Here is a 23583-nt window from a genome sequence, read left to right on the forward strand (position 1 = left end):
TGTCGGCTGAATAAAAAACCGCCTCGAAAGAGGCGGTTTTTTTGTACCTGAATTTTGACCTCGAAGCGGTCAGCCCATCATGTCCTTGACCATGCGTTCCTGCTCCATCAGCTCGCGTTGCCGTGCGTCGATCCGCGATGACAGCGGGAAGTTGCTGCCCGCCTTGCGTTTGGCGAAGTCCAGTTGCTGGATCGCCTGGCGATAATCGCCGATCAGTGCGAAGTACTCTGCACGAGCTTGATGCAGGCCGATGATGTTGCCCGACAGGCCGCGAGTCTCGGCCACCAGGTACCAGACGTCCGGATCTTCGGGGCGGGTCTTGAGCAGGTTCTCCAGCGCTTTTTCCGCATCGGCTGCTCGATTCTGCTTGAGCAGCAGATCGACACGCACCTGATTCAGTGGGTAGTTGCCCGGATACTGAGTCAGCATCCGGTCAACCCGTGACTGAGCATCGGGCAGACGATTATTGGTGATGTCCAGATCGACCTGCGCCAGGTTGTAGATGATCTCGTTCGGCGACTTGGTCAGCAGCTGCTTGAGGTTCTCGCGAGCTTCATTCAGCTGGCCGCCCTTGATCTGGGCGATTGCCAGGCCATAGCGCGCGACGTCGTTTTTCGGGTTTTCATCGAGTTGGGCGCGGAAGCGCTTGGCACCCAAGCCTGGGGTTTCTTCATAGATCAGCTGCACGCGTGCACGAATCAGCTGATAACGCATGCTGTCTTCGATACCGCCCGGTTTGGCCTGTTCGGCACGGTTGCGGGTGTCGGCGATACGCGATTCGGTCACCGGGTGAGTCAGCAGGAATTCCGGCGGCTTGGCATCGTAGCGGTACTGGCGCATCAGCCGTTCGAACATGGTCGGCATCGAGCGCGGATCGTAACCGGCCTTCTCCAGATTCATGATGCCGATACGGTCGGCTTCCTGTTCGTTCTGGCGCGAGAACCGTCGTTGTTCCTGCATCGCCGCCGCCTGGGTGCCGGCAATGGTTGCGATCCCGGCATCGCCTGCGCCGGCAGCGGCAATCACGATCCCGGCCAGCAATGCAGCCATCATAGGAACTTGCATGCGTTGCGAGGCTTCGACACCACGGGCGAAGTGACGCTGCGACAAGTGGGCCAGTTCGTGGGCCAGGACCGAGGCATATTCGCCTTCGGTCTGGGCGTTGAGGAACAAGCCCCCGTTGACGCCGACGATCCCGCCCGGCGCAGCGAAAGCGTTGAGCTGTGGGCTGTTGATCAGGATGAACTCCAGGCGTCGGTCATTGACCTGGCTGGTCTCCACCAGTCGGTAGACGCTCGACTCGACGTAATCCTTGAGTTGCGGATCGTTGAGTTGCGACACCTGGCTGCGCAGCATCGCCAGCCACGCACGGCCCAGTTGGTATTCCTGTTGCGGCGAGACGATGGCAGAACTGGCGTCACCGAGTGACGGCAAGTCGTCGGCGAAGCCCGGTGAGGCGAGCAGGCAAGCGAGCGTCAGCAGGGTAGGGCGCAAAAAAGTCATGCACAAAGCCTTAGTCGACAAAGACGTTACTGTAGCCGGACACTACGCTTGGGACCAGATATTCTAAGTGACTCAACCCCTGCCCCGGAGTGATTCGATGACTGACGCTGTAACCCACGACGCCGAGCTGGACGCCAGCGGTCTGAATTGTCCGCTGCCGTTGCTCAAGGCCAAGATGGAACTCAACCGACTGGCCAGCGGGGCGGTGCTCAAGGTGATTGCCACCGATGCGGGCTCTCAGCGCGATTTTCGCACCTTTGCCCGATTGGCCGGTCATACGCTGCTTCGTGAAGAAGATGAGGCGGGCGTTTACCGTTATTGGTTGAAAAAAGCCTGAAACCTGCGGCGTTCGTTCCTAAGGATTATTGATGTTCAAAGTGTTACGCGACTGGATTCAGCGCTATTTCTCGGATGAAGAGGCCGTGGTGCTGGCGGTGCTGCTGTTTCTGGCATTTACCGCCGTACTCACCCTGGGTGGAATGCTTGCGCCAGTGCTGGCCGGGATGGTGCTGGCGTATCTGATGCAGGGGTTGGTGGTGATCCTCGAGCGCCTGCGTCTGCCGGGGGCCGCGGCGGTGGGGCTGGTCTTCGCGTTGTTCATGGGGGGGGCTGCTGGTATTCATCATCGTCGTGGTGCCATTGCTCTGGCATCAGTTGATCACGCTGTTCAACGAATTGCCCGGCATGCTCGCCAAGTGGCAATCACTGCTATTGCTGCTTCCCGAGCGTTATCCGCATCTGGTGTCGGATGAGCAAGTGCTACAGGCAATCGAAGTGGCGCGGGGCGAGATCGGCAAATTCGGCCAGTGGGCGCTGACGTTCTCGTTGTCGAGCTTGCCGCTGCTGGTGAACATCATGATCTACCTGGTGCTGGTGCCGATCCTGGTGTTCTTCTTCCTCAAGGACCGGGAGATGATCGGCCAGTGGGTGCGTGGTTACCTGCCGCGGGAGCGAGCGCTGATCACTCGAGTCGCCCAGGAAATGAACCGGCAGATTGCCAATTACATTCGTGGCAAGGTCATCGAAATCTTCATTTGTGGGGGCGTGACCTACATCGCTTTCGTGGCGCTGGGGCTCAACTATGCGGCGCTGCTGGCGTTGTTGGTGGGTGTGTCGGTAGTGGTGCCCTATGTCGGGGCGGTGGTGGTGACCGTGCCGGTGCTGCTGATTGCGCTGTTCCAATGGGGGTGGAGCGATCAGTTCATCTATTTGATGGCGGTCTACGGGATCATCCAGACGCTGGACGGTAACGTGCTGGTGCCGCTGCTGTTCTCGGAGGCGGTCAACCTGCACCCGGTGGCGATCATCTGCGCGGTGCTGCTGTTTGGCGGGTTGTGGGGCTTTTGGGGCGTGTTCTTTGCGATTCCCCTGGCGACGTTGTTCAAAGCCGTGCTGGATGCCTGGCCGCGCAAGGAGCCGGAGGTGTCGCCGCTGCTTTGATCGTCGATTTCAGGGCCTCTTTGCGGGCAAGCCCGCTCCCACAGGGTTCATACCATCCCTATGGGAGCGGGCTTGCCCGCGAAGGCGTCCGAATAGACGCCCAAAAAATCAGGCCTTGTTCAGCGCCTGAGCAGCCGCCAAAACCGCATCCACATGCCCCGGCACCTTCACGCCGCGCCATTCCTGACGCAGCACGCCATCCTTGTCGATCAGGAACGTGCTGCGATCAACACCCATATATTCCTTGCCGTAGAGCTTTTTAAGCTTGATCACGTCGAACAGCTGACAGATGGCTTCGTCCTTGTCGCTGATCAGCTCGAAGGGGAACTCCTGCTTGCACTTGAAGTTTTCGTGAGACTTCAGGCTGTCGCGAGATAGGCCGAACACCTCGGTGTTGGCCGCCTTGAACGCCGCGTACTGGTCGCGAAAACCCTGGCCTTCGGTGGTGCAGCCCGGCGTGCTGTCCTTCGGGTAGAAGTAAATCACCACTTGCTTGCCTTTGAGGGCCGCGAGGCTGACGGTCTGCCCGCTGGTGGCGGGTGCTTCGAAGTCGGCAACCGGTTGGTCGATGGCTACGGCCATGAAAGCTTCCTTACATTGGGTTTTGTGGGCGCCACGGTTCAATCAGTGCGTCCAGGTTCATGGCGTCGGCGAAATCCAGGAACTGGTCGCGCAGCCAGCTGATCTGGGTACCGGCCGGCAAGGTCACGGTAAACGTGGCGTTGAGCATGGTGCCGCCGGTCTGCGGAGCCTGATAGGTGTCGCAGGTCAGATTCTCCAGCTCGACGTTGTGGTCCATGAAGAACTGGCACAGCTCGTTGATGATGTCCGGGCGGTAGGCCGAGCTGACGTAGGCGACGTACGGCAGGGCCTGGGGGCGGTTCTCCAGGGCTGCGCTGCGCACCACGTTGACAGTGAAAGCGTGTCGTTTGGCCAGTACTGGCAGACTGCCTTCGAGGCGCGCCAGGGCGTCCCAGCTGCCGGAGATCTCAAGGATCAGCGCGCTGCATTCGCCATGACGCGTCAGGCGAGAGGTGACCACGGCGCAGCGGTTTTCATGGCTGGCGCGGCACAGGACGTTAGTCAGCTCCATGGGGTTGGCGCCGAGGGCACTGATGACAAGGAATTGTTCGCGAACTGTGGGGGTGGACATGCAGCATTCCTAAAGCGATGAGCGGTCGATACTGTTTATGGGCTTTTTGCCGGGACGAGCCTGCGGATGCGAATTCACAAACCCCCAGCCGAAGGTTGCAACGTGCTCCAGTATGGCAAGAGCGAGGGGTGGCAACGCTGGATCGGGGCTTGTGATGCCGAAAATGGAGGCTGGAAACCGGCGTACGAGCTTATCAGTACCGATCAAAGTCTGAAGGGTAGCGAAAAGCAGCGCCAAGGGGAATGGCGGCAGCGCAGTACTTCGCTTGTACAAGCATCTTGGCGCCAGTACCATTACCGCTCTCTTTTTCCGGCAGGAGCGGTTGCATGATTGCGGGCAGTATGGTGGCACTGGTCACACCCATGGATGCACAGGGTCGTCTCGACTGGGACAGCCTGAGCAAACTGGTGGACTTCCACCTGCAAGAGGGCACCAACGCCATCGTGGCGGTCGGCACTACGGGTGAGTCGGCCACGCTTGACGTGAACGAGCACATCGAAGTGATTCGTCGCGTGGTTGCCCAGGTTGCAGGGCGTATTCCGGTGATCGCCGGTACGGGCGCCAATTCGACGCGTGAAGCGATCGAACTGACGACCAACGCGAAGAACGCTGGCGCCGATGCGTGCCTGCTGGTAACCCCTTATTACAACAAGCCGACGCAAGAAGGCCTGTACCTGCACTTCCGCGCCATCGCCGAAGCGGTCGATATCCCGCAGATTCTTTACAATGTGCCGGGTCGTACCGCGTGCGACATGCAGGCCGAGACGGTAATCCGCCTGTCGACCGTGAAGAACATCATCGGCATCAAGGAAGCCACGGGCGACCTGCAGCGCGCCAAGGACATCCTGGCCGGCGTGAGTAGCGACTTCCTGGTCTATTCCGGTGACGATGCGACCGCGGTCGAGCTGATGCTGCTCGGTGGCAAGGGCAACATTTCGGTGACCGCCAACGTTGCGCCGCGCGCCATGAGCGAGCTGTGCGCCGCTGCGATGGCCGGTGATGCCGTCAAAGCCCGGGCGATCCACGAAAAGCTGATGCCACTCAATAAAACCCTGTTTATCGAATCCAACCCTATCCCCGTGAAATGGGCGCTGCATGAAATGGGCCTGATGCCGGACGGTATCCGTCTGCCGCTCACCTGGCTCAGTGCTGCCTGTCACGAACCGCTGCGGCAGGCCATGCGCCAGTCCGGCGTCCTGGTTTAATTGAGGAAGTACTACGCATGAAGCGAATGGCCGGACTTTCCGCACTTGCCTTGATTATCTCCAGCACCAGTGGCTGCGGATGGATCTGGGGCCCGGAAGGTTATTTCCGTGACCGTGGTAGCGATTACCTGGAAGCGCAACAGACTGCACCGATGCAACTGCCACCGAACGTCAGCACCTCCAAGCGTCTGGATCCACTGTTGCCGATCCCGCGCAATGTGGCCGACGATACCGCCAAGGGCGAATATGTCGTGCCTCGTCCGCAGCCGCTGTCGGCGGCGGCTGATATCAGCGCCTACTCCTTGCAGAAGAGCGGCGATTCGCGTTGGATCATGGCTCAGAACCCACCGGCCGAAGTCTGGCCAGTGGCCGTGCAGTTCTTCCAGGACAACGGTTTCCGTCTGGACGAACAGCGCCCGCAAACCGGTGAGTTCACTACCACCTGGCAACATTCCGACGAACTGTCCGCAGCCATGGCCAAGCGCCTGAGCGCGGCCGGTGTCGGCGCCGACAGCGAAACCCGCGTACGGGTGCGTATCGAGCCAGGCGTGCAGCGCAACACCAGTGAAGTCTATGTGGTCAGCGCCGAGCGTCCTGCCGGCAGCACCGCCAACGTCGACTTCACCAATCGTTCGGTCAACACCGGCCTGGACGCAGCATTGGTCGACGACATGCTCGCGAGCATGAGCCGTACTTCGGAGAAGGGCGGTTCGGTCTCCATGCTGGCCTCGCGTGATTTCGATACGCCAAGCCGTGTCAGCCTGACCGAGGATGGCAGCGGCAACCCGGTGCTCAACGTCGGTACCGACCTGGATCGTGCCTGGTCGAGCGTCGGTCGTGCGCTGGAACAGGGCGAATGGCGTGTTGAAGACATCAACCGCAGCCTGGGCCTGTACTACATCAACCTCGCCGAAAAGGCCGAGAAGAAGGATGAGCAGCCAGGTTTCTTCGGCAGCCTGTTCGGCAGCAAGCCGAACAAGGAAGAAGTTGAAGCCCGCGCCGAGCGTTATCAGGTTCGCCTGAGCAAGGTCGGCGAGAACGTACAAGTCACCGTCGAGAAAAACATCAACACCGTGGCGCCAGCAGACGTGGCGCGCAAAGTGTTGACCGTGATTCAGGACAACCTGGGCTGATCGCATGCGTTTTGCCGTTCTCGGCAGCGGTAGCCAAGGGAACGGCACGCTGGTAGCCAGCGATGACACGTATGTGCTGGTGGATTGTGGTTTCTCCTTGCGGGAAACCGAAAAACGCCTGCTGCGCCTTGGGGTGAACCCTGCGCAGTTGAGCGCGATACTTGTGACCCACGAACATGCCGATCACGTGCATGGCGTGGGTTTACTGTCTCGGCGTTACAATCTGCCTGTCTACCTCAGTCGCGGGACCCTGCGCGGGATGCGCAAACCGATTGAACCCGCAGGCCTTCTGGCTGGCGGCGAGCAACTGCAAATCGGCCCTCTGAGCATCGGCGTCATTGCCGTGGCCCATGATGCACAGGAGCCGACGCAGTATGTTTTCAGCGACGGTCAGCGGCGTTTCGGCCTGTTGACCGACCTGGGCTCATACTGCAACAAGGTGCTGGACGGCTATCGGGACCTCGATGCGTTGATGATCGAGGCCAACCATTGCCGTGACATGCTGGCTCGCGGTCACTACCCGTACTTTCTCAAGCAGCGGGTGGGCGGTGAATTGGGACATTTGAACAACCATCAGGCGGCATTCCTGGTGGCCGAGTTGGGCTGGCAAGGCCTGCAACACCTGGTCCTGGCCCATCTGAGCAGCAAGAACAACCTGCCGCAGCTGGCCCGGCAATGTTTTGTCGACACCCTCGGGTGCGACCCGGACTGGCTGCAACTGGCCGATCAAGATTCAGGGCTCGACTGGCGATACATCGCCTAGCCCACCTACTTAGCAAGCGGAGCCCATCATGGAAAAACGTGAAGAACTCTACCGCGGCAAAGCCAAATCGGTTTACAAGACCGACGACGCTGACCGCTTGATCCTGCTGTTTCGCAACGACACCTCGGCGTTCGACGGCAAGCGTATCGAGCAGCTCGACCGCAAAGGCATGGTGAACAACAAGTTCAACGCTTTCATCATGCAGAAACTCGAAGCAGCCGGCGTGCCGACTCAATTCGACAAACTGCTGGGTGACAACGAATGCCTGGTGAAAAAACTCGACATGATTCCGGTCGAGTGCGTCGTGCGTAACTACGCCGCCGGCAGCCTGGTCAAGCGCCTGGGTGTTGAAGAGGGTATGAAGCTCAACCCTTACACCTTCGAACTGTTCCTGAAGGACGACGCCAAGGGCGACCCGTTCATCAACGAATCCCACGTAGTGGCATTCGGTTGGGGCACCGCCGAGCAACTGGTTCGCATGAAAGAACTGTCGCTCAAGGTCAACGAAGTACTGAGCAAACTGTTCGACGACGCCGGCCTGCTGCTGGTCGACTTCAAACTCGAATTTGGCGTGTTCTCCGACGGCTCCATCGTTCTGGGCGACGAATTCAGCCCGGACGGCTGCCGTCTGTGGGACAAGGCCACCAAGAAGAAAATGGACAAGGACCGCTTCCGTCAGGGCCTCGGTGACGTCATCGAAGCCTACGAAGAAGTCGCCAACCGTCTGGGCGTACCGCTTTAATCGACGCAAGCATCTGATAGCACGGAAAAAAATCGCTAAAGGGGGTTCGCTTCCGGCGATTGTGCTGTTATGATGCGCGCCGTTGGAGAGATGCCAGAGTGGCCGAATGGGACGGATTCGAAATCCGTTGTACCTTCACCGGTACCTAGGGTTCGAATCCCTATCTCTCCGCCATACATAGAAAAGCCCCGTAGATGAAAATCTACGGGGCTTTTTCGTTTGCGCAGCTTTTTCCATCGGGTCACTTTCGCATCCGTCCCTCTTTTTTCCCAAGCTTTTGGTGTCGGAAAAATCAGCACGACAGAGTAAGAAAGATATGTCCATCCACAGGAAAAGTTACTTCGCCAAGTCGTTCTAATTACCGTCCCCCGTATTCATTGATCGTTTCGGCAATCAAGGTTTTTCCTTCGAAATATCCCCTGACATTGAAAGACGTTGCCGCAAAAATTCCTCATCTACTCTGGTTTCGCAGGTCTCTGATCTGTCGTAATCAGCCATCGCAAGGAGCGATCAATGTACTTTGAGATTTACAGGCAAACCCGTGGCACCTCACAGACCGGCAAGGGCCAATGGCGCTGGCGTTTGCGAGCGGGGAATCATGAAACGATTGCCAGTGGGGAGGCTTACGTCAACAAGTCTGATTGCATGCATGCCATCGGTTTGATCAAAGGGACTCAAGAGCAGACACCGGTCAAGGAGATATAGGTTCCAGGCGGTGAAGCTGCTCAATCAGAGCAGCTTCGTTTCAGTCGGGCGCTCCTGAGTGGTGAGTGCCCCCGGATTTTATGGATCGGGTCGTTTGCCAACCTGCATAGACGCCGATCGCGACACCTCCCTAAACTGTCATCCAGTCTTGGGGACCGGGGTGCAACGGATGAATCGCAACGAACTACGCAAGGCCGACATCAACCTGATGGTGGTGTTCGAGACATTGATGCTCGAACGCAACGTCACGCGGGTGGCGGAGAAGCTGTTCCTCGGTCAGCCGACCATCAGTGCGGCGCTGAACCGCTTGCGGACGATGTTCAACGATCCGCTGTTCATTCGGGTCGGCCATCGCATGGAGCCGACAGCGCGGGCCGAGGAGATTATTCAGCACCTGTCGCCGGCACTGGATTCGCTGTCGGTGGCCTTGAGCCTGACCCACGATTTCGATCCGCTCAGCAGCACCATGACGTTTCGCATCGGGCTTTCGGACGATGTCGAGTTCGGTCTGTTACCGCCACTGCTGCGTTCTTTGCGCCAGGAAGCGCCGAAGGTGGTGTTCGTGGTCCAGCATGTCGACTACTGGCGCATTCCCGACTTGCTGGCGTCTGGCGATATCACCGTTGGTATCAGCCAGACCCGCGGCCTGCCGGCCAACGCCAAACGCAAGTTGTTGCGACATATCCAGCCCAGTATCTTGCGTGCAGATGCGTCGGACACGCCGTTGACCCTCGATGAATATTGCGCGCGACCGCACGTGCTGGTGTCCCACACCGCCAATGTCAGTGGCTACGCCGATGAATGGCTGGCGGAGATCGGCCGTACGCGCCACGTCGTGCTCTCCGTCCCGCAATACAGTTCATTGCCGGCCTTGCTCGCCGGCACCGACCTGATCGCCAGCCTGCCTGACTACACGGCGGAGGCGATGGCTGCGTCAGGCCAACTGTTCAAGGAGCCGTTTCCGTTCAAGACGCCGACCCTGGACCTGTCCATGGTCTGGCTCAGCCATGTCGACAGCGACCCGGCTGAACGCTGGCTGCGCTCGCGCCTGGAGGCGTTTATGAGTGAACGTCCGATCCTTCCGCTGACAGAGTGAGCAGGGCGGTGTTATATCTACGACCTTTCTGCCAATCCTCAGGAACCCCGTCATGCCCCACCTGCACATGGAATACACCGCCAACCTGTCCGAACTGAATGCCGATGTGGCATTGATGCGACTCAACAACGCGCTGGTCGCTTCGGGGCAGTTTGAAGAGTTCGACATCAAGGCCCGTGCGGTGAAGGTCGAGACTTTCAGGGTGGGTACCGCACCGGGCGAGCGGGCGTTCATGCATGTAAAGCTGGCGCTGTTGAGCGGTCGCTCGCCGCAGATCAAGAAGCAGTTGTCTGACAGCCTGCTGGCGGTGGTGCAGGATGTGTGCGAATGGCCGGTAGGGGTTGAGGTTCAACTCTGTGTGGAAATCATCGACATCGATCGAGAGTCCTACACCAAGACTGCCATCGGCCTCTGAGTTTCAGGCCATTTCCTGCTCGGCGCAGGCCTTGATCACTTGCTCGCGCAGCCAGGTGTTGGCGCTGTCCTGGTCGACGCTTTGACTCCACTGCATGTCCAGGGTGAAGCCCGGTAAACCATTGGGCGCTTCGCAGTGATTGAAGATCGCCTCATTGGCCAGCAATTGCTGGATGCGCCGGGGCAAGGTCAGGATGAAGTCGGTGCCGGTGATCATCTTCAGTGCCGCGCTGTAGCTGTTGGAGCGCGCGACAATCTGGCGTTTGTGGGCCTGTTGAGCCAGCCAGCCGTCAACCATGTTGGTGGTGGACGTCCAGGGCGTCGGGAACACATGCCGACGTTCAGTGAACGCTTGCAGGCTCAAGCGCGGCTCCAGCGGCGTGGCGCGTTTGTCGAAGACGCAGACCAGATCGTCCTCCAGTAGTCGTCTGGAGTTGAAGTCGGTGTGGCTTCGATGAAAGTTCGGGCCGAAACAGATCACCAGGTCGAGGCTGCCGTCGCGCAGTTCTTCGGCCGGGATGTCGGTTTCGAACTTGTGCATGTTGACCATCACCGGCAGGTCGGCGAAATCGAAGCTCTTCAACAGGCGCGGCAGGATCAGTTGCTCGAAGTATTCCGGCGCACAGATATTGAAGGTGACTGGTTGCAAGGTCGGATCGAACGTTGGTGTCCCGGCGTGACACAGGTTGATGCTTTCGAGAATCTTCAGCACATGGGCATACATGGTGCTGGCTTTGTAGGTGGGGCGCATACCCGTGCGGGTATTGATGAATAACTCGTCTTCGAAACTGGTGCGCAGTTTTTTCAGGCAGTAACTCACGGTGGACTGGCTGACGCAAAGTGCCTCCGACACACCGGTGACGCTGCTTTGCTCATACACGGCAACAAATACCATGAGGTCTTGCATATCGAGCTTTCTAAGCAAGTTACTGTTCAGCATCCGTTCTGTCTCGCTGTGCTCCTTGCGCTGACCGTGCGCAAACGTGTGCGAATGATCTTAGCGGAACGATAGTACCAAGAGAATGCCTTGTAGGATATTTCATGGTCAGTTGTGGGACAGATAGTGTTATGAACACGACTTGTGAGTTCAATCACCCGAAACATGGCCAGAAGCCTTCAGCGCTGATTGCTGTGCAGGCATCGCATCGCGGCTGGATATTAACAGCGCCAACATGCCGACGCCCACCAGCAACGCGCCGATGATTTCCAGTGCACGTGGCGACTGGCGTAACCACAACCAGTGGAACAGTGTGATGAACAGGGTGCTCAGGTAGATGTAGGAAATGACTGAGGAAGGGGCGATCACGCCAATGGCTCGATGCAGCAGCCAGAAAGTCGCCAGGGTGGCAAACAGTGCCAGGTAGATCAACCACCAGAGATCGCTCGCGCTCAGCAACGACGCCGAACGCCAGCCGCCGCTGAATCCACAAAACGCCAATAGAAACAGTGCGCCGAACAGCATGTTCCAGAAAGTCATGCCCACCGGGCCGCGCCCCTTGAGGCTGCTGGCCTTGAGCCGTTGACTCAGGGGCGAGTAGAGCGCCATTGCCAGGCAACCGACCGCATACACCGATACCGCGTACAGCGACGGCAGTTCGCCGGGGCCTGCGCCTTTCAATACCAGCAGCATGGCGCCGGCCGCGGCAACCAGCATGGGCAACACGCGTTGTTTCAGGCGGCTGTCGGGTGTCAGGATGGCTTCGAACAGCAGTGTCAGCAACGGCACCAGAGTGAACATCGTCCCGGTGTTCACCGCCGAAGTGTAACGCAGTGCTTCGAACAACGAGCCGAAGTACAGCGCCAGCAGCATGCCGAGCACGGCATGACCGAGCAGGCCGCGGGCGGTCATGGCGGTATCGCCCTTGAACAGCAGCAGGGGTAAAAACACCAGGGCGCAACACAACAAGCGCAACCCGGTCAGCAGAATCGGGTCGATGGCCTGGCTGACCTGGGCTGCCGCGGAAAACGAGACGGCAATCAACAGCGCCCAGAGCAACATGCCGACGTGAGCGGCAGCAAAACCTGTGCGTTTCATGGTGGGGGTTCCGGGTTAATGAATGTGTTTGGCGTAATGCCGCGGATCGAAGCGCAGAACCATCAGAATCATCAGTGCCATGACGCCCATCAGTGACCACCAGGCCCATTCGAAACTGCCCAGTTGATCGCGAATCATCCCGGCGATCAGCGGCGAGAGGCCGGCGATCAGGTAACCGATGCCTTGCACGAAGGCGGTCAACCCACCCGCGCGTTGGGGATTGTCCAGATGATCCAGCGACACGATCAGGCTCATCGGGAACAGCCCGCCGATGCCCAGTCCCAGCAGGCACGGCCACAGCAGGCTCAGGTGTTGCGGGCTCAGAATCAGACCGCAAAAACCGGCCATGATCAGTGCCAGTAACACCACCAGCACCAGGCGCCGGTCACGGCTGCGGTTGGCGATGGCGGGCGTCAGTAGCCCCGACAACACTTCCATGGCCGTCAAAAAGCCCAGTAGCAAGCCGGCCTGTTGTTCGCTCCAGCCTTTTTCCACGTAGTACGGTGCCAGCCAGGCCAGGACACAGGTGTAGGACGCCGTGCCCAGGCCGAAGAAGATCGCGAGTAACCAGGCACGGGAACTGCGGAAAAAGGATTCTTTGCGGGACGACTTTTCCCCCAATGTCGGCATTCCCGTGCGTTGAACGCACCAGAACAGCAACGCCGCCAGCGCCAGTGCCGCCCAGATCGCCAACCCCACTCGCCAACTGCCGGTGCGGGTCATCACCAACGGCGCGAATGACGCCGCAATTGCCGCGCCGGCCATGATCGACGTCACGTAGAGACCCATGCACACGGAAACGTTGTCGCTGAAACGGGACTTGATCAGGGCGGGCATCAGCGCCTGAATCAGCGCAATGCCGACGCCGGCCAGTACGGCGCTCAGGATCAGTTCCGCCGCCGAATCAAGGAACAACCGCGACACCGTGGCCAGGCTGATGATCAGCAGCGACAGCACTACGGTGCGCTGCTCGCCCAAGCGCTGACTGATACCGATACCAAAGAACATCGCCAGTCCCATGGCCATGACTGGCAGCATGGTCAACAGCGAGGCCAGGCTGAAATTCAGCGGGATGTCACCGCGAATGGCAGACAGCAACGGGCCGACAGCGGCCATGGAAGGACGCAGATTCAGGGCGACAAGAATGATGCTGAACATCAGCCAGAGGGCAGGGCGGGAGGTTGCGCGAACGTTTTCCATAATCGGACCTTCAGGAACAAGGAGCCGATTAGGCGCGCGAGCCCTGGAGGCGGCAAATCAGAAAGTCTGGAGCAGTATTTAGAAATTAAATAACTGTACCGCTCGGCTAATCCCCTTTAGCGAATAATCGATTGTTTAGCCAATCCACACCCAAGGTTCTTCAAATCCCGATTTAACGGCTTAACCGCCCGTGTGACGCTGCTGCTCATCTGTTTATCGCGGTCTTCTCTATGGACGGTTGTCCAGTCGCACTCCCTTCCGAACTCGCCTTCTGGGCCTTGTGGCACTGCCGTCACGCGCGCCCGCCGGATTCTTGCATCTCCCGTTGATTGTTCTGACAGGTCCCGCGCCATGCGCCGGGATCAAACCGGCGGCGCCTGTGCGTTTGCCTGACGCGGATAGACGAGAATTCCCATGAGCTGTGCCAAGACATCCTTCGCTACCAAAGAGCAAGCCCTGACCTTTCTTGAGCAGAACCCGGATATCGAGATGTTCGAGCTGTTCATCCTCGACAACAACGGTGTGCCACGAGGCAAATTGCTGCATCGCGATGAGTTGCTGGCGGTGTACGAAAGCGGTCGACCGCTGCCGAGTACCATCCTGGGCCTGACCATCAATGGCGATGACGTGGAAAACTCCGGTCTGGTCTGGGACGTCGGTGATATCGATTGCCGCGCTTATCCCGTCAGCGGCAGTTTGCAGCGCATGCCGTGGCGATTGATTCCCACGGCGGCGGTGCAGGTCAGCATGCATCCGCAAGAGGGCATGCCCGCGACCATCGCCGACCCACGGCACCTGCTGGCCAAGGTCATCGAAGGCTTGCAGGCCGACGGTTATTACCCGGTGATGGCGGCGGAGCTGGAGTTCTATCTGCTGGATCAGCAGCGCGACGGCAACGGTCGGCCGCAACCGGCGCGGAATGTCGATGGCGGGCGGCCACGCGGGACTCAGGTCTACGGCTTGCGTGAGCTGGAACAGATCGAGCCATTTCTGGCCGACCTCTACAGCGCCTGCAAGCTCCAGGGCATTCCGGCGCGCACGGCGATTTCCGAATACGCGCCGGGGCAAGTGGAAATCACCCTCGAACACCGCACCGACGCTTTGCAGGCGATGGACGAAGCCGTGCGCTACAAGCGGCTGGTCAAGGGCGTAGCGCACAAGCACGGGATGACGGCTTGTTTCATGGCCAAGCCGTTCGATGACCTGGCCGGCACCGGCATGCACATGCATGTCAGCCTGGCGGACAAGGACGGCAATAACCTGTTCGCCAGCGAGGCCCCGGACGGCACGCCGCTGCTCAAACACGCGGTCGGCGGAATGCTCGCCACATTGCTCGATGCATTGCTGTTGTTCTGTCCGAACGCCAACTCGTACCGCCGTTTCCAGACCAACAGCTACGCCCCTCTGGCGGCTACCTGGGGCGTGGACAACCGCACCGTGAGTTTGCGAGTGCCCGGCGGGCCGGCATTCTCCCGGCATATCGAGCACCGTATTTGTGGTGCCGACGCCAACCCGTATCTGGCGGCGGCGGCGATCCTGGCCGGTATTCATCGCGGCATCCGCGAGCAACTTGACCCCGGGGCGCCGGTGGAGGGCAACGGTTACGCCCAGGCCGCGCAATTGTTGCCGACCGACTGGTTGACCACGTTGCGAGCGCTGGAAGGCTCGAATTGGGCCGGGGAAGCATTCGGCAGTGAGTTTCTAGGTGTCTATCTGGCAGTGAAACGCGCCGAATACCGGCAATTCATGGGCGAAGTCGGTGAGCAGGACTGGCGCTGGTATCTGCATCAGGCTTGAAACGGGTCGCCAGTGTTGGAAGTTTTGGCCTAATACCAGAAGCCAACTATTCGTTGGCTTCTTTTTCACGAAATATTGATGGTTGACTGATTAAGATTTGTGGCGTCTCGGTCAATGAAATTTTCACATTTGCCGCGGGCACTTCTTTTCAGGAACAGCCGATCACATGTTGAAGTTCAAAGCCGTGCGCCCCGAATGGGTGACGTTGGTTTCCAGTGCCTTTCTATTGGCAGGGTTCAATTTAGTTCTCTGGCAACACCTCTTCGATATCACCGCAGCAGACGGTCAAGGCATCGTCATGCGTGTCGCGTTCGGGCTGATGATCCTGGCGGCCTTCAACATTGTGCTGACCTTGCTGGCATTCCGACCCGTGATGAAACCCGTGTTGACGCTGATCTTTCTGATCAGTGCCGGTGTGGCGTACTTCATGAGCCAATATGGCGTGCTGATCGACGCCGGTATGTTGCGTAACTTCGCCGAAACCAATGCCACGGAAGTACGCGACTTACTCTCGCTAAAACTGTTTGTTTATATCGTGCTGCTCGGCGTCTTGCCGTCGTGGTTGTTGTGGAAAATCCCGGTTAATTATCGTCGCTGGCACCGTGAGTTATTAAGTAAAGTGCTGGTGAGTGTCGCGTCGGTTGCGGTGATCGGCGGTGTCGCATTGGTCAATTATCAAGGCCTGTCGTCGTTGTTTCGCAATCACCATGAATTGCGTCTGATGGTGGTGCCGAGCAACTACATCGGTGCCTCGTTCGGTTATCTGCGTGAGCAAGTGGTGTCTGCACGGCAACCTTTCGCCAAACTGGGTGAAGATGCCCAGAAAAAACCGGCCTGGCAGGCCCACGACCGTAAATCCCTGACGGTACTGGTGGTGGGCGAAAGTGCCCGGGCCGAGAACTTCGGCATCCTGGGTTATGACCGCGACACCACGCCGAAACTGAGTAAGGAATCCGGCCTGATTGCCTTCACCGATGTGCATTCGTGCGGGACGGAAACGGCGGTGTCGGTGCCCTGCATGTTCTCCAACATGGGTCGCAAGGATTACGACGCCAGCAAGGCGAAGAACCAGGAAGGCCTGCTGGACGTGCTCAAGCGTGCAGGTCTCGAGGTCATCTGGCGCGATAACCAGTCGGGCTGCAAAGGCACCTGCGATCGGGTCACTGTCGATGACGTGAGTGACCTGAAAGACCCTGTGCTGTGCGCCAACAGCGAGTGCCGCGATGAAATTCTCCTGCAAGGCATGCAGCACTTCATCGACACGCTGAATAAAGACACCGTGCTGGTCCTGCACCAAATGGGCAGTCACGGTCCGGAATACTTCAAGCGCTACCCGAAAGAATACGAACACTTCACACCTGTGTGTGAAAGCAATGCGCTGAACAATTGCAGCCGCGAAAGCATCGTCAATGGCTACGACAATACGCTGGTGTATACCGACCACGTGCTGTCGACCCTGATCGATCTGTTGCGCAGCAACCAGGGCAAAGTCGATACCGCGATGCTGTATCTGTCGGACCACGGCGAGTCGCTGGGCGAATACAACCTGTTCCTGCATGGCACGCCTTACATGCTCGCACCGGAACAACAGAAACATGTAGCGATGCTGGCGTGGTTCTCCGACAGCTATCAAAAGTCGTTCTCGGTGGACACCCGTTGCCTGCAACTGAATCGTGAAAAACCCTTAAGCCAGGACAACCTGTTCCATTCGATGCTCGGTCTGCTGGAGGTCAACAGCACGGTCTACAACCCGGGTCTGGATATGTTCGCCGGATGCCGCGGCGCAATGGGCGACGGTGTGCTGGCCAAAAAATGAGCGAATCGAGCTTTTTTTTACGTAACGACCGCTAATCTGCGGCGCCTGGAACATCCAACAAGAGCCATTACACATGTCCGCGCAGCCCCCATCCGCCTTCGAGCTTGAGTTCGCCCGGCGCTACGATCAGGAACACGCCCGCGTCTGTAAACAGCCGCGACCGCGCGGCCTGGCGGGGCGTTTGACGTTCTGGCGCGAAGAGCAATTGGTGCGTAACGCGCTTCAGGTCGCTGGAGAACCGGGATTGATTCTTGATGTGGCCTGCGGGGTCGGGCGTTTCTGGCCAGTTCTGGCCGAGCATGCGAACCGGGTGATTCTCGCGACCGATCCGTCTCAGGACATGCTCGATCACGCCAGCACCCACCATCCGCAGAACCTGCTGAAACGGATCAAGACCTTTCAGAGTTCTGCCTTCACCATCGGCTTGTCGGCGAATGCGGTTGACTGCATTTTTTGCCTGCAACTGTTTCAACGCATTGCCTGTCCCGAGCATCGATTGGCCATGCTGGGCGAGTTCCACCGGGTCAGTCGCGATACCGTGATTGTGGCGGTGCGGGTTGATGGGCGTTTCAAGCTCGAGCGTTCGGACGTGGAGGGCGCACAGGCCCAGCCACAGGCCAGCAAGGCCGAGCTTGAGGCCGAGTTCAGGCAAGCGGGTTTCTGCTTGCTCAGTCATCAGGACTTGGTACCGGGTTGCACGCGGATGCGGGTCTACGTGTTGCGTAAGGACAGCTAGCCTTTCAGACAATTCTTGCTGTCCGGCAGGTATTTTCGCTAAAGCTCTTGTTCAGTGGATGCGCGGAAATCGCCGGGGGCGATATATACTGCGCGCCATTCTTCAAGGGAGAGCCGTGTGGCCATCGATATTCACTGGATTCGCGACAACGATAGCCTCGGTCAGTTTTGCACCGAGTGGCAGCAGCTGCCATTCGTTGCCCTCGACACCGAATTCATGCGGGTCGACACCTTTTACCCGATCGCAGGTCTGCTGCAGATCGGCGATGGCGTACGCGCTTACCTGATTGACCCACTGACCATCGACAACTGGCAGCCCCTGGCCGCGTTGCTGGAAAACCAGGCCGTGGTCAAGGTCGTGCATGCGTGCAGCGAAGACCTCGAAGTCCTGCTGCGCCTGACCGGCAGTCTGCCGGCGCCGCTGTTCGACACCCAACTGGCCGCTGCTTACCTGAACCTGGGTTTCTCCATGGGCTATTCGCGGCTGGTGCAGGACGTGCTCGGCATCGACCTGCCCAAGGGCGAGACCCGTTCCGACTGGCTGCAACGTCCACTGTCCGAGACTCAGATCAGTTACGCGGCCGAAGATGCCGTGCATCTGGCGGAGGTTTTCGTACAGCTGCGTCCGAAGCTTTCTGACGAAAAATACGCGTGGGTCCTGGAAGACGGTGCCGAGCTGGTCGCCAATCTGCGGCGCGAGGTCGACCCGTACGAGGTCTATCGCGACGCCAAACTGGCCTGGAAGCTGTCCCGCGCCCAGCTCGCCGTGTTGCGTGAACTCTGCGCCTGGCGCGAGCGTGAAGCCCGCGCCCGTGATCTGCCGCGCAACCGCATTATCCGTGAACATTCACTGTGGCCGTTGGCACGCACCCAACCGGACAACCTCGGCGCACTGGCGAAAATCGAAGACATGCACCCGCGCACCGTGCGTCAGGACGGCGAATTTCTGCTTGATCTGATCAAGCGCTCTGGCAGTGTGTCGCCTGATCAGTGGCCGCCAGCGGTGCCGGAGCCATTGCCGGTGGAAGCCGCCGCGCTGGTCAAACAGCTGCGTGCCATCGGCCAGGCCGAAGCCGAGCGCCTGAACATCGCGCCGGAGCTGATGCTGCGCAAGAAAACCCTGGAAGCGCTGCTCAAGAGCGGCTTCCCCAATGGTCCTTACCAATTGCCTGATTCGCTGCGTGGCTGGCGCCGCGAATTGATGGGCCAGGCGCTGCTCGACAGCCTGGCCACCGCCGGAGAACAGCCTTGAAACGTATTTGCTCGATTTATCGAAGCTCGAAGAAAAGCGGGATGTACCTCTATGTGCTCAAAAGCGATGCACTGGAGCGCGTGCCTGAACCCCTGATGGCGGCTTTCGGCAAAGCCATCCACGCTTTCGACCTGGTGTTGACCCCCGAGCGCAAGCTGTCGCGCGAAGACATTGCTGTAGTACTGGAGAACCTCGAAAAGCAGGGCTACCACCTGCAAATGCCACCGGCCGAGGATGAATACATCGAACACTTGCCGGAAGAATTGCTGCGCCGCAACGACCCGATGTAATCGGCAGACAGGCTCTATTCAGAGCCTTATGAAACACTGGAATGATTTTGGCGATGGCCGTGACGATGGAGTGATCCTCTGTCGGCGGTCGTCTGCACTGCTTTTGAAAGGTTTGAAACATGCGCGTTCTGATTGCTGAACACGACCACCCTGTGTATGCCCAACTGTTGCGTCAGGCAGCTCCTGATCTGGAAGTATTGACCAGCGGCGACTCCGCCGAACTGGCCCGTCAGGCGGCCGACTGCCAGGTTTGGCTCGGTCAGCCGGACCTGCTGGCGACGCTGTTGCGTCAGGGCCACACGCCTGCATGGTTGCAGTCGACCTGGGCCGGTATCACGCCGCTGCTGGCCGATGGCTTGCCACGGCACTATCGGCTGACTCGCGCGGTAGGGATTTTCGGTCAGGTCATGGCTGAATACGTGCTGACTTACATGCTCGGCCACGAGCGCGAAGTATTGGCGCGGCTGGTCAGCCAGGTCGAGCGCAAATGGGACAATCGCCAGGGTCAAAGCCTGGCTGGACGAAAGGTGCTGATTGTCGGCACCGGTGATATCGGTCAGACAGTGGCGCAGTTTCTGCTGCCGTTTGGCGTCGAGTTATACGGCGTCGCCAGCACCGCCCGGGAGCAGGCGCCTTTTGTCGAAGTCGGCGCGCTGAGCGATTTGCCGCGCCTGGTCGGTGAGGTGGATTACGTGATCAATCTGCTGCCGAATACCCCCAATACGCACGACCTGTATGACGCTGCCCTGTTCAAGCAGTTCAAGGCGACGGGGTTGTTCATCAACGTCGGACGCGGCGTTGCGGTGGTCGATGCGGATCTGGTGGAAGCCTTGAAGGAAGGGCATCTGGCCGGGGCTGTGATCGACGTCTGCCGTCAGGAACCACTGCCGCAACGTCATCCGTTCTGGACCGCGTGGGGCCTGCTGCTGACCGGCCACAGCTCGGCACCGACCTCGCCACCGGCGATGGTGAAGCTGTTTGTCGAGAACCTGCGGGCGTATCAGGCGGGTGAAGCGTTGCGTGGGGAAGTGGATTTCGCGCGCGGGTATTGAGGCGCAGCTGAAAAGGTCGCAGCCTGCGGCAGCTCCTACAGGGCTTTGTGAACACCTGTAGGGAGCTGCCGCAGGCTGCGATCTTTTGTTTTTACAGGGTGAAATTACCTTCAGCCGCCAACTCGCTCAGCGGACGACGCGGGCTTGGCTCTTCACGTGCTTGCAGGTACTCGGCCAGTGTCGCCTTGTCGCCCAGCTTGCCGATCGCCACGGCGGCGTGCAGCGCGTAGCCTTCAGGAATGTTCAGCTCCTTGCGGGTCAGCTCCTGATCGAAACCGGCCATGCCGTGGGTGTGCCAGCCGCTGATGCTCGCTTGCAACGCCAGGTGGCCCCAGGCGGAACCTGTGTCGAAGGTGTGCCACAGCGCCGGGGTTTCTTCGCTGGCGCCAGGTGCCACGAAGGTGGTTTTCGAGATCACGATCACCAGCGCCGAGGCGTGCTGCGCCCAGCTGCGGTTGAACTCGTTCAGCAGGCCCAGGTAACGCTCCCAGTTCGGCGTGTCGCGACGCGCATAGAGAAACCGCCAAGGCTGCGAGTTGTACGCCGATGGTGCCCAGCGGGCGGCTTCGAAGAAGCTCAGCAGGGTCTCTTCGGGAATGGTTTCACCGGTGAAGGCGCGGGGCGACCAGCGATCGGTGAACTGAGGGTGAATGGCGTAATCGGCAACGCGTGGATTAGCACTCATCAAGAGATTCCTTTACGTTTGAAAGTGGGGGTCGTCGAAAAACCGGCGGGTACAGTTGAGCTGAGCGCCGGTTTTTTTGAGCCAGCAGTTCACCTGAATGCAACGCGGTTGAGCGTTAATGGCACTTGGGGAGGGCTCCTTGCGACTGGCAAAGCTACTGGGTGGCGCAAAAACTGACAAGTGCCGTCGTACCGGCAGTCGCCAATGCTTGGCCCGCCGATGCCTTGGCACTAGACTGGCGGCCTTTTCACCACCTGATGTTGATGCTTGAGCCATGGCCGCCAAAGTCGAACCGTTCTGGATACGCAAAACCCTCGATCAACTGGATCAAGAGGAATGGGAATCGCTGTGCGACGGCTGTGGCTTGTGCTGCCTGCAAAAGCTCGAGGATGAAGACGACAACGCCGTCTACTACACGCGTATCGCCTGCAAACTGCTGGACCTCAAAACCTGTCAGTGCACCGATTACCCCAACCGTCGCGACTTTGTCCCCGATTGCATCCAGCTCACGCCGGGCAAGGCCGATGAGTTCAAATGGTTGCCGCCGACCTGCGGTTATCGACTGGTCAGCGAAGGCAAGGACCTGCCGCTCTGGCATCACCTGGTGTGCGGTGATCGTGATGCGGTGCATCACGAACGTATTTCCCAGTCCGGGCGCATGCTCGCCGAAGGCAGCGTGGCCGAAGACGATTGGGAAGATCATCTGATTTTTCGCGCGGGTTAATTCCCGATGCCATTTAGTCTGTGGCGAGGGTGCTTGCTCCCGCTTGACCGGGCTGGCGCTCCAGTGCGCAGCACTCACAAAATCGGCGGTGATCACAAGAATTTTGGGCCGCTACGCAGCCCGGCGCGAGCAAGCTCGCTCGCCACAATAGGAGTGTGTATGGCGGTGGGAGTGCTCCGGGCGTTGGCTGTCGGGCTGCTGGCCCTGAGTTCGCCCGTGTGGGCGGCGAAGAAAGTCGATCTGGATTATCACGTGCGCCTGTTGCCGCAAAGCGATCAGGCCGAAGTGCGCCTGACCCTGGCCCAAGGCTCGGCAGTGCGCAGTCTGGATTTCGACTTGGGCGACGGCAGTCACTACAGTGATTTCAAGGCCGACGGCCAATGGCAGCTAACACCGGGCACGCAGGTCCGTGGTGTCTGGCGCCCGGCCGCCGACAAGGCCAGCCTGACCTACCGCGTGCGCATCAGCCACGGGCGCAAGAGCGGCAGCTTCGATACACGCATGACGCCAACGTGGGCGCTGATGCGTGGCGATGACCTGGTGCCCGCAGCGAAACTCGATCAGCAGGACGGTATCGAGTTGGTGTCACGCCTGGAATTCGAATTGCCCACCGGTTGGAAAAGCGTCGAAACCGCCTGGCCGCGGATCGGCAAAAACAAGTTCCGCATCGATAACGTCTCGCGCCTGTTCGACCGTCCCACTGGCTGGATGCTCGCCGGTAACCTCGGCAGCCGTCGCACGCGGTTGGGGGAAACCGAAGTCACCGTGGCCTCGCCCCAAGGCCAGGGGATGCGCCGCATGGATGTGCTGACGCTGCTGACGTTCGTGTGGCCGCAAGTGCAGGAAGTTTTTCCGCGTCACCCCAGCAAATTGCTGATCGTCGGCGCCAATGACCCGATGTGGCGTGGCAGCCTGGCCGCGCGGGAATCGATCTATCTCAATAGCCGCCTGCCGCTGGTCAGCGAAAGCGGCAGCAGTGCCTTGATGCGTGAATTGGCTCAGGCGTTCGGGCGGATCAACGACAGCCAGCGTAGCGGCTGGATCAGCGAAGGGTTTGCCGAGTATTACGCCATCGAACTGGTGCGCCGAGCGGGCGGCATGAGTGATGAGCGGTATGAGGGCCTGCTGGGCAAGTTGGCCAAGGCCAGCCAGAAGGTCACGACCTTGCGCGGGGAGCAGATCAACCCGGCGCAGGTGGCCAAAGCGGTGGTGTTGCTGCAGGAACTGGATCGCGAGATTCGCCTGAAGACCCGCAACAAGCGTTCGCTGGATGATGTATTGCGTGGGGCGATGCGTTTGGAGAGTGTCGATACCAAGGAATTCGTTCAGCTCAGTGAGAGCGTTATTGGCGAGTCTTCCAAGGTGCTTGATACCGGGTTGCTTCAGTAATACCGCCTTCGCGGGCAAGTCGGGTCGCGAAGAGGCCCTGAGCCTCGCCGAAAATTCCGGATCAAACCCCGGCTTTCGGCGACTTCAAAGAATCATTCCCGGTCACGGTGGCGGTTTTGGTCGCCGCCTCGGCATTGGCCTTCAACCGACTCAACTCTTCCCCGGCACGCTCAATCCTGGCCCGAGCGTTAACCATGTCCTGACGGCTCTTTTCCAGAAAGCTTTTCGCCGAACTGTGCCCGGTAATACCCCGGGCCATCGCTACGCCGCCAATGGCCACTTGAATCAACCCGAACACACCACCGCGCCGCAGGCCTTTGCCGACCATCACCACGCCACCGGCCAGGGAACCGATGCGCTCCCAACCCTGGACGTTCTGCGCGGGCTGAGTCTGGAACGGGGTGGATTCGATGCGCTCTACGCGTTTGAGGTCGCTCATGATCTGTCTCCAGGC

Annotated in this window: 24 protein-coding genes, 1 tRNA gene and 1 pseudogene; 18 read left to right on the top strand and 8 right to left on the bottom strand. The window is 59.4% G+C overall.

The window, feature by feature from the left end:
- Window positions 1-69: 69 nt before the first annotated feature.
- Window positions 70-1503, bottom strand: coding sequence for a M48 family metalloprotease (locus F475_RS23695; protein ID WP_018926780.1), 1434 nt, complete (start codon window positions 1501-1503; stop codon window positions 70-72).
- Between the two features lie 97 nt (window positions 1504-1600).
- Here F475_RS23695 and F475_RS23700 point away from each other — a divergent pair, with 97 nt between their 5' ends.
- On the top strand, window positions 1601-1840 hold the full coding sequence (locus tag F475_RS23700; protein ID WP_007941445.1) for a sulfurtransferase TusA family protein: 240 nt from the start codon (window positions 1601-1603) through the stop codon (window positions 1838-1840).
- Between the two features lie 31 nt (window positions 1841-1871).
- A pseudogene (locus tag F475_RS23705) lies at window positions 1872-2943 on the top strand (AI-2E family transporter).
- 108 nt (window positions 2944-3051) lie between these two features.
- Here F475_RS23705 and F475_RS23710 read toward each other — a convergent pair.
- Window positions 3052-3525, bottom strand: coding sequence for a peroxiredoxin (locus F475_RS23710; RefSeq protein WP_018926778.1), 474 nt, complete (start codon window positions 3523-3525; stop codon window positions 3052-3054).
- A gap of 10 nt (window positions 3526-3535) precedes the next feature.
- Window positions 3536-4096 (bottom strand): glycine cleavage system protein R, encoded by a 561-nt coding sequence (locus F475_RS23715; protein WP_007898662.1) that lies wholly within the window; start codon window positions 4094-4096, stop codon window positions 3536-3538.
- A gap of 326 nt (window positions 4097-4422) precedes the next feature.
- On the opposite strand from F475_RS23715, the gene dapA reads away from it, so the two are divergent.
- The 8 genes from dapA (at window position 4423) to F475_RS23760 (ending at window position 10155) form a co-directional block, all read left to right on the top strand.
- Complete coding sequence (gene dapA, locus F475_RS23725; RefSeq protein ID WP_007941448.1) at window positions 4423-5301, top strand: 4-hydroxy-tetrahydrodipicolinate synthase; 879 nt, start codon at window positions 4423-4425, stop codon at window positions 5299-5301.
- 17 nt (window positions 5302-5318) lie between these two features.
- Entirely contained in the window at window positions 5319-6434 is a 1116-nt protein-coding gene (bamC, locus tag F475_RS23730; protein WP_018926776.1) for an outer membrane protein assembly factor BamC, read from the top strand.
- A gap of 4 nt (window positions 6435-6438) precedes the next feature.
- Window positions 6439-7197 carry an MBL fold metallo-hydrolase gene (locus tag F475_RS23735; protein WP_064619723.1) on the top strand — a complete coding sequence of 253 codons (759 nt, stop codon included), beginning with the start codon at window positions 6439-6441 and terminating at the stop codon, window positions 7195-7197.
- 28 nt (window positions 7198-7225) lie between these two features.
- The gene (gene purC, locus F475_RS23740; RefSeq protein WP_018926775.1) at window positions 7226-7939 is read left to right on the top strand and encodes a phosphoribosylaminoimidazolesuccinocarboxamide synthase; all 714 of its coding nucleotides are present in this window, start codon (window positions 7226-7228) and stop codon (window positions 7937-7939) included.
- A gap of 84 nt (window positions 7940-8023) precedes the next feature.
- Window positions 8024-8113 (top strand) — tRNA-Ser (locus F475_RS23745).
- 339 nt (window positions 8114-8452) lie between these two features.
- Window positions 8453-8644, top strand: a complete 192-nt coding sequence (locus F475_RS23750; protein ID WP_111454856.1) for a DUF1508 domain-containing protein — start codon at window positions 8453-8455, stop codon at window positions 8642-8644.
- A gap of 169 nt (window positions 8645-8813) precedes the next feature.
- Window positions 8814-9740, top strand: coding sequence for a LysR substrate-binding domain-containing protein (locus tag F475_RS23755; RefSeq protein ID WP_018926773.1), 927 nt, complete (start codon window positions 8814-8816; stop codon window positions 9738-9740).
- A 52-nt stretch (window positions 9741-9792) separates the two neighbouring features.
- Complete coding sequence (locus F475_RS23760) at window positions 9793-10155, top strand: 5-carboxymethyl-2-hydroxymuconate Delta-isomerase (protein WP_111454857.1); 363 nt, start codon at window positions 9793-9795, stop codon at window positions 10153-10155.
- Between the two features lie 3 nt (window positions 10156-10158).
- On the opposite strand, the gene F475_RS23765 is transcribed toward F475_RS23760, so the two are convergent.
- The 3 genes from F475_RS23765 to F475_RS23775 form a co-directional block, all read right to left on the bottom strand.
- Window positions 10159-11094 (bottom strand): LysR family transcriptional regulator, encoded by a 936-nt coding sequence (locus F475_RS23765; RefSeq protein WP_086944837.1) that lies wholly within the window; start codon window positions 11092-11094, stop codon window positions 10159-10161.
- Window positions 11095-11241: 147 nt separating this feature from the next.
- Window positions 11242-12189 carry a DMT family transporter gene (locus F475_RS23770; RefSeq protein WP_111454858.1) on the bottom strand — a complete coding sequence of 316 codons (948 nt, stop codon included), beginning with the start codon at window positions 12187-12189 and terminating at the stop codon, window positions 11242-11244.
- 15 nt (window positions 12190-12204) lie between these two features.
- A complete protein-coding gene (locus F475_RS23775) occupies window positions 12205-13389 on the bottom strand; it encodes a cyanate transporter (protein WP_111454859.1) in 1185 nt (394 codons plus the stop codon).
- A gap of 414 nt (window positions 13390-13803) precedes the next feature.
- On the opposite strand from F475_RS23775, the gene F475_RS23780 reads away from it, so the two are divergent.
- The 6 genes from F475_RS23780 to F475_RS23805 all read left to right on the top strand — a co-directional run bounded on the left by F475_RS23780 (window position 13804) and on the right by F475_RS23805 (window position 20331).
- Window positions 13804-15186, top strand: a complete 1383-nt coding sequence (locus F475_RS23780) for a glutamine synthetase family protein (RefSeq protein WP_111454860.1) — start codon at window positions 13804-13806, stop codon at window positions 15184-15186.
- Window positions 15187-15352: 166 nt separating this feature from the next.
- The gene (locus F475_RS23785; RefSeq protein ID WP_111454861.1) at window positions 15353-17002 is read left to right on the top strand and encodes a phosphoethanolamine transferase; all 1650 of its coding nucleotides are present in this window, start codon (window positions 15353-15355) and stop codon (window positions 17000-17002) included.
- A 73-nt stretch (window positions 17003-17075) separates the two neighbouring features.
- Window positions 17076-17738 carry a class I SAM-dependent methyltransferase gene (locus F475_RS23790; RefSeq protein WP_086944842.1) on the top strand — a complete coding sequence of 221 codons (663 nt, stop codon included), beginning with the start codon at window positions 17076-17078 and terminating at the stop codon, window positions 17736-17738.
- 117 nt (window positions 17739-17855) lie between these two features.
- Window positions 17856-18989 carry a ribonuclease D gene (rnd, locus tag F475_RS23795; RefSeq protein ID WP_018926765.1) on the top strand — a complete coding sequence of 378 codons (1134 nt, stop codon included), beginning with the start codon at window positions 17856-17858 and terminating at the stop codon, window positions 18987-18989.
- Window positions 18986-19279, top strand: coding sequence for a YcgL domain-containing protein (locus F475_RS23800; protein WP_064619695.1), 294 nt, complete (start codon window positions 18986-18988; stop codon window positions 19277-19279). Before rnd ends, F475_RS23800 begins: the two co-directional genes overlap by 4 nt.
- A 119-nt stretch (window positions 19280-19398) precedes the next feature.
- Window positions 19399-20331 (top strand): D-2-hydroxyacid dehydrogenase, encoded by a 933-nt coding sequence (locus tag F475_RS23805; RefSeq protein ID WP_111454862.1) that lies wholly within the window; start codon window positions 19399-19401, stop codon window positions 20329-20331.
- 91 nt (window positions 20332-20422) lie between these two features.
- On the opposite strand, the gene F475_RS23810 is transcribed toward F475_RS23805, so the two are convergent.
- A complete protein-coding gene (locus F475_RS23810; protein ID WP_007942200.1) occupies window positions 20423-21016 on the bottom strand; it encodes a nitroreductase family protein in 594 nt (197 codons plus the stop codon).
- A 274-nt stretch (window positions 21017-21290) separates the two neighbouring features.
- Here F475_RS23810 and F475_RS23815 point away from each other — a divergent pair, with 274 nt between their 5' ends.
- On the top strand, window positions 21291-21740 hold the full coding sequence (locus tag F475_RS23815; protein WP_007942199.1) for a YcgN family cysteine cluster protein: 450 nt from the start codon (window positions 21291-21293) through the stop codon (window positions 21738-21740).
- 159 nt (window positions 21741-21899) lie between these two features.
- Window positions 21900-23129 carry a hypothetical protein gene (locus F475_RS23820; protein WP_111454863.1) on the top strand — a complete coding sequence of 410 codons (1230 nt, stop codon included), beginning with the start codon at window positions 21900-21902 and terminating at the stop codon, window positions 23127-23129.
- A gap of 61 nt (window positions 23130-23190) precedes the next feature.
- Here the strand turns inward: F475_RS23820 and F475_RS23825 are convergent, their stop codons facing one another.
- Window positions 23191-23568, bottom strand: a complete 378-nt coding sequence (locus F475_RS23825) for a DUF2892 domain-containing protein (protein ID WP_018926761.1) — start codon at window positions 23566-23568, stop codon at window positions 23191-23193.
- Between the last annotated feature and the right edge of the window lie 15 nt (window positions 23569-23583).

This window comes from Pseudomonas sp. URMO17WK12:I6 (assembly GCF_003253625.1).
In the GTDB taxonomy this organism is placed as follows: Bacteria; Pseudomonadota; Gammaproteobacteria; order Pseudomonadales; family Pseudomonadaceae; genus Aquipseudomonas.

Coding starts and splice junctions, on each gene's coding strand:
- F475_RS23695 (WP_018926780.1), bottom strand. CDS start 1,503: ATGACTTTTTTGCGCCCTACCCTGCTGACGCTCGCTTGCCTGCTCGCC.
- F475_RS23700 (WP_007941445.1), top strand. CDS start 1,601: ATGACTGACGCTGTAACCCACGACGCCGAGCTGGACGCCAGCGGTCTG.
- F475_RS23710 (WP_018926778.1), bottom strand. CDS start 3,525: ATGGCCGTAGCCATCGACCAACCGGTTGCCGACTTCGAAGCACCCGCC.
- F475_RS23715 (WP_007898662.1), bottom strand. CDS start 4,096: ATGTCCACCCCCACAGTTCGCGAACAATTCCTTGTCATCAGTGCCCTC.
- dapA (WP_007941448.1), top strand. CDS start 4,423: ATGATTGCGGGCAGTATGGTGGCACTGGTCACACCCATGGATGCACAG.
- bamC (WP_018926776.1), top strand. CDS start 5,319: ATGAAGCGAATGGCCGGACTTTCCGCACTTGCCTTGATTATCTCCAGC.
- F475_RS23735 (WP_064619723.1), top strand. CDS start 6,439: ATGCGTTTTGCCGTTCTCGGCAGCGGTAGCCAAGGGAACGGCACGCTG.
- purC (WP_018926775.1), top strand. CDS start 7,226: ATGGAAAAACGTGAAGAACTCTACCGCGGCAAAGCCAAATCGGTTTAC.
- F475_RS23750 (WP_111454856.1), top strand. CDS start 8,453: ATGTACTTTGAGATTTACAGGCAAACCCGTGGCACCTCACAGACCGGC.
- F475_RS23755 (WP_018926773.1), top strand. CDS start 8,814: ATGAATCGCAACGAACTACGCAAGGCCGACATCAACCTGATGGTGGTG.
- F475_RS23760 (WP_111454857.1), top strand. CDS start 9,793: ATGCCCCACCTGCACATGGAATACACCGCCAACCTGTCCGAACTGAAT.
- F475_RS23765 (WP_086944837.1), bottom strand. CDS start 11,094: ATGCTGAACAGTAACTTGCTTAGAAAGCTCGATATGCAAGACCTCATG.
- F475_RS23770 (WP_111454858.1), bottom strand. CDS start 12,189: ATGAAACGCACAGGTTTTGCTGCCGCTCACGTCGGCATGTTGCTCTGG.
- F475_RS23775 (WP_111454859.1), bottom strand. CDS start 13,389: ATGGAAAACGTTCGCGCAACCTCCCGCCCTGCCCTCTGGCTGATGTTC.
- F475_RS23780 (WP_111454860.1), top strand. CDS start 13,804: ATGAGCTGTGCCAAGACATCCTTCGCTACCAAAGAGCAAGCCCTGACC.
- F475_RS23785 (WP_111454861.1), top strand. CDS start 15,353: ATGTTGAAGTTCAAAGCCGTGCGCCCCGAATGGGTGACGTTGGTTTCC.
- F475_RS23790 (WP_086944842.1), top strand. CDS start 17,076: ATGTCCGCGCAGCCCCCATCCGCCTTCGAGCTTGAGTTCGCCCGGCGC.
- F475_RS23805 (WP_111454862.1), top strand. CDS start 19,399: ATGCGCGTTCTGATTGCTGAACACGACCACCCTGTGTATGCCCAACTG.
- F475_RS23810 (WP_007942200.1), bottom strand. CDS start 21,016: ATGAGTGCTAATCCACGCGTTGCCGATTACGCCATTCACCCTCAGTTC.
- F475_RS23815 (WP_007942199.1), top strand. CDS start 21,291: ATGGCCGCCAAAGTCGAACCGTTCTGGATACGCAAAACCCTCGATCAA.
- F475_RS23820 (WP_111454863.1), top strand. CDS start 21,900: ATGGCGGTGGGAGTGCTCCGGGCGTTGGCTGTCGGGCTGCTGGCCCTG.
- F475_RS23825 (WP_018926761.1), bottom strand. CDS start 23,568: ATGAGCGACCTCAAACGCGTAGAGCGCATCGAATCCACCCCGTTCCAG.